Source organism: Ruegeria sp. H7 (assembly GCF_056532945.1).
In genome coordinates this window covers 22,084-31,924 of record NZ_JBQFNZ010000016.1, presented here as the reverse complement: position 1 = coordinate 31,924, position 9,841 = coordinate 22,084, and the positions used below count along the sequence as shown (strand labels likewise).

The window sequence follows — 9,841 nt, the reverse complement described above, 5'->3', positions numbered from 1 at the left end:
CATCGGATACTGGACAGGCATCTCCCAGCCCGCAAAATCAACCAGCTTACCTCCCAACTCAACGTGCAAGGCGTACAAGGGCGTGCGTTTCATGTCGGACATAATTCTCACCTTTCAATCAGCGGGACTGGTCGCGAACGACCATGACGGTGCAATGCGCGTTGCGCACCACTCGTGCCAGGTTCGGGCCAATCTCATAATTCGGGAAATCGCCCTTGGTCGATGCCATGACGATCAGGTCAAAGCCGTCCTTATGGGCCAGCTTCAGGATTTCGCGGTAGACGCTGCCTTCTTCGATATGCACCGGCACGTCCGAGGCATTGCCGTGATCCAGAATGGCCTGAACCGCGCCCCGCACGTGGTCTTTGGCACCCGCGCCATAGTTGGCGGGCAGGTTCGGCAGCTGGATGATCTCGGGGATGACGGCCACCGCGTGCAGTTCGGCACCGTAGAATTTCGCCTGTTCCAACGCGACCGGCAGCGCAGTCTTCCACGAGCGGTCGTCAGTGTGATCGATTGGCAGCAGTATTTTCGTCGCCATCACGTCTCTCCTCGAGATAGGGAAATCTGTTTCAAAGGCGGGGGGCCGGGTTGGCCCCCCGTTTTTGCAAAGGCCGGGATTATTCGGCAGGCGTACCGCCGGGCTCTTCCGACTGGCCTCCGCTGGCAAAGAACTCTTTCGTCAGCTTGAAGACGATTGGGCTCAGCAGCGCCAGGGCGATCAGGTTCGGGATGGCCATCATGGCGTTCAGTGTGTCGGCCAGCAGCCAGATGAAGCCCAGATCCGCAGTTGCGCCGAAATAGATCATCACAATCCACAGGACGCGGTAGGGGATCAGCGATTTGACGCCCAGCAGGAACTCGACGCATTTTTCACCGTAGAAGGACCAGCCGAGGATGGTGGTGAAGGCGAAGATCGACAGAGCGATGGCGATCAGATACCCGCCGATACCCGGCAGCGACAGTTCAAAGGCGTGGCTGGTGAGCGCTGCACCGGATTCACCCGATGTCCAAGCACCAGACGAGATGATTGCCAGACCGGTGATCGAGCAGACGATGATGGTGTCGATGAACGTGCCCAGCATCGCGATCAGGCCCTGATTGACCGGACCTTTGGTCTCGGCTGCGGCATGTGCGATCGGGGCCGAGCCCAGACCGGCTTCGTTCGAGAACACACCACGCGCCACACCGAAACGGATCGCGGCCCAGACGGCAGCACCCGCGAAACCACCTTCGGCGGCGGACGGGGTGAAGGCGTAGGTGAAGACCAGCGACAGGGCGTTGCCAATGTTGCCAATGTTGATCAGCAGAACCAGCAGACCGGCGACGATGTAGGCGACCGCCATGAACGGAACCAGTTTACCGGCAACCGCACCAATGCGGGTGATGCCACCCAGGATGACGGCTGCGGTAAGAACCATCAGAACCACGCCGGTGACCGATGTGTTGAGGCCGAAGTTCGATTCCAGAACCTGCGCCACACCGTTGGCCTGCACGCCGTTGCCGATGCCGAAGGCCGCAATCGCACCGAACAGGGCGAATGCAACACCCAGCCAGGCCCATTTCGCGCCCAGACCGTTTTTGATGTAGTACATCGGGCCGCCAACATAGTTACCCAGCTCGTCCTTTTCACGGTATTTCACCGCGCAGACGGCTTCGGCATATTTGGTGGCCATGCCCACCAGGGCGGTCATCCACATCCAGAACAAGGCGCCCGGACCGCCCAGGAAGACAGCAGTGGCCACACCGGCAATGTTCCCCGTGCCGATTGTCGCCGACAGCGAGGTCATCAGCGCGTTGAACGGGCTGATCTGCCCCTCGCCCTGACCTTCACGGCCTTTGAACAGCAGGCTGAAGCCCGTGCCAATGCGCAGGATCGGCATGAATTTCAGCCCCACCTGCAAGAAGAAGCCGACGCCAAGGATGAGGACCAGCATCAGCGGCCCCCACACGACGCCATTGATGGCCCCTACGATTGAATTTAACGCTTCCATGGTTTCTCCCTCCCAGTTGCGTTTGGTTTATGCCCCGTTGGCGAGGGCCCGTTGGCGGGCCTGCCTGAGGGCGGCAAAATCTTCGTCCGCGTGGAACGACGACCGGGTCAGCGGAGTGGCTGACACGTGCAAAAAGCCCTTGGACCGTGCGATCTGTTCCAGTTGGGCAAACTCCTCCGGTGACCAGAACCGGTCGATCGGGTGATGTTTCTGGGTCGGCTGCAGGTATTGGCCGACGGTCAGGAAATCGACCTGTGCCGCGCGCAGATCATCCATCACCTGCCGCACGTCGTTCAGGCTTTCGCCCAGACCAACCATCAAGCCGGATTTGGTGAAAATCTCGGGGTTGGCGCGCTTGGCATCGTCCAGCAAACGCAGCGACGCATAGTAGCGGGCACCGGGCCGAACCGTCGGATACAGATGCGGCACGGTTTCGAGATTGTGGTTGAACACATCCGGGGCAGCCGCGAACACGGTGTCGGCGGCATCGCCCTTGCCCAGGAAATCAGGCGTCAGAACCTCGACCGTGGTGCCGGAGTTCTGGTGGCGTACAGCGCGGATGGTCTGGGCGATGTGCCCGGCCCCGCCATCGCCCAGATCATCGCGGTCCACCGAGGTGATGACCACATGGCGCAGGCCCAGCTTTTTCACCGCCGCCGCAACGCGCCCCGGCTCGAACGCATCCAGCGCGTCGGGGCGACCGGTAGCGACATTGCAGAAGGAACAGCCACGGGTGCAGACCTCGCCCATGATCATCATGGTGGCGTGGCGTTTCGACCAGCATTCGCCGATATTGGGGCAGGCGGCCTCTTCACACACCGTCGCCAGATTGTGGTCACGCATCAGGCGGCGGGTTTCGTAATACTCAGGCCCCTCGATCTTTCTCCGGCGAATCCATTTGGGCTTGCGCGGAATGGCGCTGTCGGCCTTCTTGGCCTTTTCCGGGTGGCGAGGGCGAAGCTGGATGGTCATCTGGCTGGTCCCTTCTACGCGTGAATCGCGCGGCCCATGGCGTCAAGGCAGGCTTCTTTGACCGCCTCGCCCATGGCTGGGTGTGCATGACAGGTGGAGGCGACCTCGGACACGGTTGCGTCTTTGGTCATGGCCAGAACCAGTTCGGCAATCAGATCGCCGCCATGGGCACCGCAGATATGCGCACCCAGGATTTTGCCGTTCGGATCAGCCAGAACCTTGACCGCGCCGTCGGTTTCTCCGGTCGAACGGGCGCGCGAGTTGGCCATGAAAGCGAACTTGCCGACCGCGTATTCGGTGCCCGCCTCTTTCAGCGCCTCTTCAGTCAGTCCAACCGAGGCGACCTCGGGGTCGGTGTAAACCACGCCGGGAACGGTGTTGTAATCCACATGGCCTGCTTCACCAGCCAGCATCTCGACGCAGGCAACGCCGTCTTCTTCGGCCTTATGCGCCAGCATCGGTCCGGGGATGCAATCGCCGATGGCATAGATGCCGGGAACCGATGTGCGGAAGGTGCCATCGACCTGAACAAACCCACGCGGGTCCAGCGCGACGCCCAGATCTTCCAGCCCAAGCCCGCGTGTGACGGGGCGGCGGCCAACGGCGATCAGAACCTTGTCGGCCTCGATCACCTCTTCCTTGTCCTTGCCGACCCGGTCCAGCGTCAGGGTCAATCCCCCATCGCTTTTGTCGATGGACTTCAGGGCCCGGCCAAGCTGAAACTTCAGCCCGCGTTTCGACAAGGCGCGCTGCGCCAGTTTGGCAATTTCGCCATCGATGCCCGGCAGAACACGGTCGAGATATTCGACCACCGTGACCTTGGCCCCAAGCCGCGCCCAGACCTGACCCAGTTCCAACCCGATGACGCCCGCACCGACCACCACCAGATGATCGGGCACCGCGTCCAAAGCAATTGCGCCGGTCGAGCTGAGGATATCCTGTTCGTCAATCTCGATCCCCGGCAGGGGGGTCGGCTCGGACCCTGTTGCGATCAGGATGTTTTTGGCCTCGTAGACCGTGTCACCAACCTTTACCTGCCCATCGGCGGGAATGCTGGCCCAGCCCTCGATCAGTTCAACGCCGTTTTTCTGGAACAGAAACGCGATGCCCTTGGTCAGATCGCCAACAATCTTGTCCTTGCGTCCCATCATCGCGCCCACGTCGATGCTGGCCCCCTCGACCGCAATGCCATGGGAGGAGAGATGTGCAATATCGGCATATTTGGCCGAGGAGGTCAGCAACGCTTTGGAGGGGATGCACCCCACGTTCAGGCAGGTTCCGCCGAGGGCCCCGCGCCCTTCGACGCAGGCCACTTTCATGCCCAGCTGAGCCGCGCGAATGGCTGCAACATAGCCGCCCGGCCCGCCGCCGATGACAATCAGGTCGTAGATCATGTCTTGGTCTTTCAGTAGATCGGGTGGCTGGCGCAGATCGCGCGGACTTTCCGGCGGGTGGCTTGTTCAACCGCTTCGTCGCCGTCGGGGGATTGCGCCAGCGCATCCAGCACGTCGCCGATCAGGTGGCCGATCTGCTTGAACTCTTCGGGGCCAAAGCCCCGGCTGCAGCCAGCTGCGGTGCCCAGTCGGATGCCGCTTGTCACGGTGGGTTTCTCGGGATCGCCCGGAACGCTGTTCTTGTTGCAAGTGAACCCAGCGCGTTCCAGCGCGGCTTCGGCGTCTTTGCCGGTCACGCCGATGGGCCGCAGATCGACCAGCATCAGATGGTTTTCCGTCCCGCCGGAAACGATATCACACCCGCGCGCCATCATCACATTGGCCAGAGCCGCCGCGCTGTCGATCACGCGCTGCATGTAGGTTTTGAACTCGGGCTGCAGCGCCTCTCCGAACGCGACGGCCTTGCCTGCGATGACATGCATCAGGGGGCCGCCCTGCAAACCGGGGAACACGGCCGAGTTGATCTTTTTCGCCAGCGCTTCGTCATTGGTCAGGATGATCCCGCCACGTGGACCGCGCAGGGTTTTATGGGTGGTCGAAGTCACCACATGGGCATGTCCGATGGGCGAGGGGTGCAGGCCCGTCGCAACCAAACCGGCAATATGGGCCATGTCGGCCAGCAGCCATGCGCCGACCTCATCGGCAATGGCGCGGAAACGGGCAAAATCGATCTTCTGAGAATAGGCCGATGCACCGGCGATGATCAGCTTGGGCTTTTCGGCCTTGGCCAGCGCCGCGACCTGATCGTAGTCAATCAGCCCCGCATCGGTCAGGCCGTACTGGACCGGGCGAAACCACTTGCCGGATTGCGCGGGCTTCGCACCGTGGGTCAGGTGGCCGCCTGCATCCAGCGACATGCCAAGGATCGTATCACCGGGGCTGAGCAGGGCCAGCTTGACCGCGCCATTGGCCTGCGCGCCGGAATGCGGCTGGACGTTTGCGTATTCACACCCGAACAGCTGCTTCAGCCGGTCGATGGCTTCCTGCTCGACCTCATCCACATATTCGCACCCGCCATAATAGCGGCGGCCCGGATAACCTTCGGCGTATTTGTTGGTCAGGACTGAGCCCTGCGCGTCGATCACAGCCTGGGAAACGATGTTCTCGGATGCGATCAATTCGATCTGTTCAGCCTGACGGGTGCCTTCGCGGGCAATCGATGTGGCGATAACGGGATCGGCTTCGTGCAGCGGTGTTTTGAACATTTTCTCCTCCTCGATAACCGAATCCTCGGTTCGAAACGTTGTTTCCTATAGTGGAAAAAGTTCCCCCAAGGCAACATCCTTCTCACTTTTGTGAAGTTGCGAGATGATCGGAGACTCGGTAACCTTCAATAAAATAGGGAGATTTTTATGGGCGAAGACCAACGGATTGAGGCGTCCACCCACGAGGAAGAGGGCGAAGGGGCCGCATTGGGGCGGTCAATTCGCGATGCGCGCCGCGAAAAAGGCTGGACTTTGGAAGAGGCCGGGCGCGCCGCGGGAATCGGTCGCTCGACCCTGTCGAAGATCGAAAACAACCAGACCAAACCCAGTTTCGAGATCGTGCGCCGCCTGACTCAGGCACTGGACATGAACCCGCCACAGCTGTTCGTGCAATCCGGTCAGTCCGGCCTTACGGGTCGTCGCGATTTCACACCCAAGGGCGCGGGCGAGATGCGCGAAACCGCAACCTATCTGCACGAGCTGTTGTGCTCGGAACTGACCAGCAAACGCATGTTGCCCTATGTCGCCACGATCCGCGCGCGGGACATTTCTGAGTTCGACCAGTGGGTGCGCCATTCCGGGGAAGAGTTCATGTATGTCCTCAGCGGCGAGTTGATATTTATCTCGGAACACTACCGCCCCCTGCCGATGAAGGCCGGGGATTCGCTTTATTATGACAGTGGGATGGGACACGGCTGTATTTCGACCAGCGAAGAAGATGCAAAGGTGCTTTGGGTCTCGCTGGAATAGGGCGTTTCGCTATTCGTCTTTCAGATAGGTCCATCGGTAGTGCGGCGGTGTCGGCCCCTTGTTGCGCCCGCCTTGCTGTATCTGCTCCCACGCGTGAGCCAGAATACCGACCGAGCGGGACAGGCAGAACAACCCACGCGCCAGCGGCGGGGCAAAGCCAAGCTCGGCATAGATCACCGCCGTAGCACCATCGATATTCATCGGAACGGGTTTGCCTTTGCGATGTGCAAGTTCGCCCTCGATCGCCTGTCCGATCCGCATGAAATCCCCGCTGCATGCCCCTTGATCGACGGCTTCAGTGACCAACTGCATCAGGCGCGGGGCGCGCGGGTCGGTTGGGGTGTGAAAACGGTGGCCGAAACCGGGCAGGATCTTTCCCTGCGTGGTGATCCAGTCATCCAACGCAACCGGCAGATCCTGCGTGTGATCCACGACAAAGTGATAAAGCTGCACCGCCTGCTCTCCGGCCCCGCCATGCACGTCCCCCAACATGTTGACCGCGCTGGCCATCGCGTTGTTCAGGGGCAGACCGCAGGTCACCGCCATTCGGGCCGCCGCGATTGAGGGCGCTTGCGGGCCGTGATCCACGGCGGCCACCAGCGCGGCTTCGAACAGATGGGCCTGCGCCGGGCTGGGTCTGTCGCCGCGCAGCATGAACCAGATCATCTCAGCGAAACTCAGGGTGCCGATCAGGTCTTGGATCGGCTCGCCGCGCAGGTCAATCCGGCCCGGTTCCATGTCGATGATCGCGGTTTTCCACCAGTCGGAGACGTCGCTCAAATCACGCCCTCCTGTTGCAGGGCGTCGGTCTCGGACTGGGTCAGGCCAAGCGCGGACCAGATCGCGGCATTGTCCGCCCCCAAATCCGGCGGCGCGGTTTCTGGGTGGTTGCGTGTGCCGTCCATGACAACCGGGCTGCCAGCCAGGTGCAGGATTTCGCCCTGCACGTCCAGAGGCCCGATCAGACCACGCCCTGCCAATTGCGGGTCGTCGAGCGCATCGGCGACGGTCAGAACCTGCCCAGTGGGCACCCCAAGGCCATTCAACTCCTGCACCCATTCTTTTGCTGGCCGCGTGGTCAGCGTGCGCTCTAACTCCGCGCGCAAGGCATGGCGGTTTTTCTTCCGATCCTCGCGGGTTGCGTAGTTGGGGTTTGTCAGCAGGTCTTCGCGACCCAGATGCCGGGCCAGGGCCTGCCATTGCTCATCCCGGTTGGCGGCGATGTTGATCGGGCTGTCTGCGGTGGCAAATGTACCGGACGGGGCCGAGGTTGTGTTCTCATTGCCATGCGCGGCGGGCGTCACGCCGCCGATCAGGTAATTTGACACGACCCAGCCCATTGTGGAAATCACCGCCTCGGTCATCGCGACATCCAGAAACGCGCCGCGCGGGGTGGCGTTCAGGGCGGATGTGATGGCGAAGGCCGCTGTCAGCCCGCCGACCGTATCGGCCAGCGGATACCCAACGCGATAAGGCGCTGTATCGGGCGCGCCGGTGATCGACATGATCCCACTGATGCCCTGCACGATCTGGTCATAAGCCGGATCGTCGCGGCGCGGCCCGTCCTGCCCGAAGCCGCTGATGGCGCAGTAGATCAGGCGGGGGTTTTCGGCCTTCAGGACCTCATAGCCCAGACCCAAGCGATCCATCACGCCGGGCCGAAAATTCTCGACCAAAACATCCGCCGTGCGGACAAGCCGTTTCAGCAGTGCCTTGCCGCGTTCGGATTTCATGTCCAAAGTGACGGATTTCTTCGCCGCGTTCTGGGCCAGAAAACTGATCCCCATCCCGGCCTTGTTGCGTTCGGGGTCGGCCCCCAGCACACGGGCCAGATCGCCGGAACCGGGGCGCTCGACCTTGATCACTTCGGCCCCCATCAGCGCCAGCTGATAACAGCAATAGGGGCCGGCAAGCACGTTCGTCAGATCCAGAACGCGGATGCCGGCCAGAGGGTCAGTCGCCATCAGCAACACCGGCCGCCCGCGCCTTGGCCCGGCGTGCGCGGTAGCTGGGCAGCAGTACCAGAAGGACGGCGATCACCAGCAGGCCTAGCGTCATCGGACGTTCCCAGATGAAGGCGATGCCATCATACAGCTGCATCGAGCGGGCAAAGTTATCCTCCATCATCCCGCCAAGGATGAACCCGATCAGCAGCGGGGCCAGGGGGTAGTCGGCGAATTTCAACGCGGTGGCGCAGATGCCGAAGCCGACGAGGATCAGCAACTCGGTGGCGTTGTTCTGGCCGATATAGGCGCCCATCAACGTAAAGAACAGGATGAACGGGATCAGGTAGTTGCGCGGCACAGCCAGCACTTTGGCGATGTACGGGATCAGCGGAAGGTTCAGGATCAGCAGCACCAGATTGCCGATGAACATCGACATGATGACCGCCCAGAAGATCTGTGGCTCATCCAGCATCAGGCGCGGGCCGGGGGTCACGTTCAAAGCGATCAGAGCGCCCAGCAGGATCGCCGTGGTCCCGGATCCCGGAATGCCGAGCGTCAGCAGCGGCACGAATGACCCGGTACAGGCCGCGTTGTTGGCGGATTCAGGTGCAGCGAGGCCTTTGATCGATCCTTTGCCGAACTCGTCCTGTTCTTCTTTCGGAGCAATGTTGCGCTCGACCGCATAGCCGAGGAAGCTGGCAATTGTCGCTCCGGCCCCGGGCAGGACGCCGATGAAGAAACCTTGCACCGATTGGCGACCGATCACGGGCGCGATGGCTTTGGCCTCGTCCCTGGTAATGCGCAAGTCTTTGATCTCTCCATCATCGCCTTGCAGGTCCTTGGGTTTCAGAACCAGAAACAGCGCCTCGGGCAGGGCGAACATCGCCATGGCCAGCGTGATGAAGCCAAAGCCGGATTGCAGGTCCATGATCCCCATGGTGAAGCGGGGCAGGTTGAACAAAGCGCCTTCGCCGACGGTTGCCATGATCAGGCCGAGGATCGTCATGATCAGCGCCTTGGCCACCTGACCCGACCCGGCAAAGGCCGCAATGGCAGACAGGCCCACAACCATCAGGGCGAAGTATTCGGCCGAATGGAACAGCAGCGCGACCGAGGACAGGGCAGGGGCGAAGACCATCAGCAGAATGGCCCCCAATGTGCCGCCTGCGAAACTGGCGATGGCGGCGATGGTCAGCGCTTTGCCGGCCTTGCCTTGCCGCGCCAGCGGGTAGCCATCGAAGCTGGAAGCCACGGTGCCCGCGACCCCCGGCGCGTTCAGCAAAATGGATGAGGTCGAGCCGCCAAAGATCGCGCCATAATAGACGCCCGCCAGAAGGATCAGCGCCGCCGACGGATCGCCCATCGAAATCGCAACCGGGATCATGATGGCGATGATCGACATCGGCCCAAGGCCGGGAAGCATGCCGATGAAGGTGCCGATCAGACAGCCCGCGATGACCATCAGAAGGTTTTGGATTGAGAATGCCGTTTGCAGGCCGATCAGAAGTCCTTCGAGCATA

9 protein-coding genes are annotated in these 9,841 nt (G+C 61.6%); 1 reads left to right on the top strand and 8 read right to left on the bottom strand.

Annotation, left to right across the window (positions count from 1 at the left end; all coding sequences use genetic code 11):
* Positions 1–118: 118 nt before the first annotated feature.
* The 5 genes from ACR0AC_RS20780 to glyA all read right to left on the bottom strand — a co-directional run bounded on the left by ACR0AC_RS20780 (position 119) and on the right by glyA (position 5,625).
* On the bottom strand, positions 119–541 hold the full coding sequence (locus ACR0AC_RS20780) for a universal stress protein (RefSeq protein WP_170456616.1): 423 nt from the start codon (positions 539–541) through the stop codon (positions 119–121).
* 79 nt (positions 542–620) lie between these two features.
* Positions 621–1,994 carry an alanine/glycine:cation symporter family protein gene (locus ACR0AC_RS20775; RefSeq protein ID WP_170456618.1) on the bottom strand — a complete coding sequence of 458 codons (1,374 nt, stop codon included), beginning with the start codon at positions 1,992–1,994 and terminating at the stop codon, positions 621–623.
* A 27-nt stretch (positions 1,995–2,021) separates the two neighbouring features.
* Positions 2,022–2,966: a lipoyl synthase gene (lipA, locus tag ACR0AC_RS20770; RefSeq protein WP_480875849.1), complete on the bottom strand. Its 945-nt coding sequence runs from the start codon at positions 2,964–2,966 to the stop codon at positions 2,022–2,024.
* A gap of 14 nt (positions 2,967–2,980) precedes the next feature.
* Positions 2,981–4,360 (bottom strand): dihydrolipoyl dehydrogenase, encoded by a 1,380-nt coding sequence (lpdA, locus tag ACR0AC_RS20765; protein WP_170524585.1) that lies wholly within the window; start codon positions 4,358–4,360, stop codon positions 2,981–2,983.
* 11 nt (positions 4,361–4,371) lie between these two features.
* On the bottom strand, positions 4,372–5,625 hold the full coding sequence (gene glyA, locus ACR0AC_RS20760; RefSeq protein WP_170456624.1) for a serine hydroxymethyltransferase: 1,254 nt from the start codon (positions 5,623–5,625) through the stop codon (positions 4,372–4,374).
* A 147-nt stretch (positions 5,626–5,772) separates the two neighbouring features.
* Here glyA and ACR0AC_RS20755 point away from each other — a divergent pair, with 147 nt between their 5' ends.
* A complete protein-coding gene (locus ACR0AC_RS20755) occupies positions 5,773–6,375 on the top strand; it encodes an XRE family transcriptional regulator (protein ID WP_170456626.1) in 603 nt (200 codons plus the stop codon).
* A 9-nt stretch (positions 6,376–6,384) separates the two neighbouring features.
* Here ACR0AC_RS20755 and ACR0AC_RS20750 read toward each other — a convergent pair whose 3' ends face one another.
* Genes ACR0AC_RS20750 through ACR0AC_RS20740 form a run of 3 tightly spaced genes read right to left on the bottom strand, consistent with a single transcriptional unit; the run spans position 6,385 to position 9,840 of the window.
* Positions 6,385–7,155 carry a citryl-CoA lyase gene (locus ACR0AC_RS20750; protein WP_170524579.1) on the bottom strand — a complete coding sequence of 257 codons (771 nt, stop codon included), beginning with the start codon at positions 7,153–7,155 and terminating at the stop codon, positions 6,385–6,387.
* On the bottom strand, positions 7,152–8,339 hold the full coding sequence (locus tag ACR0AC_RS20745; RefSeq protein WP_170524575.1) for a CoA transferase: 1,188 nt from the start codon (positions 8,337–8,339) through the stop codon (positions 7,152–7,154). Before ACR0AC_RS20745 ends, ACR0AC_RS20750 begins: the two co-directional genes overlap by 4 nt.
* Positions 8,329–9,840: a tripartite tricarboxylate transporter permease gene (locus ACR0AC_RS20740; RefSeq protein ID WP_480875842.1), complete on the bottom strand. Its 1,512-nt coding sequence runs from the start codon at positions 9,838–9,840 to the stop codon at positions 8,329–8,331. Before ACR0AC_RS20740 ends, ACR0AC_RS20745 begins: the two co-directional genes overlap by 11 nt.
* Between the last annotated feature and the right edge of the window lies 1 nt (position 9,841).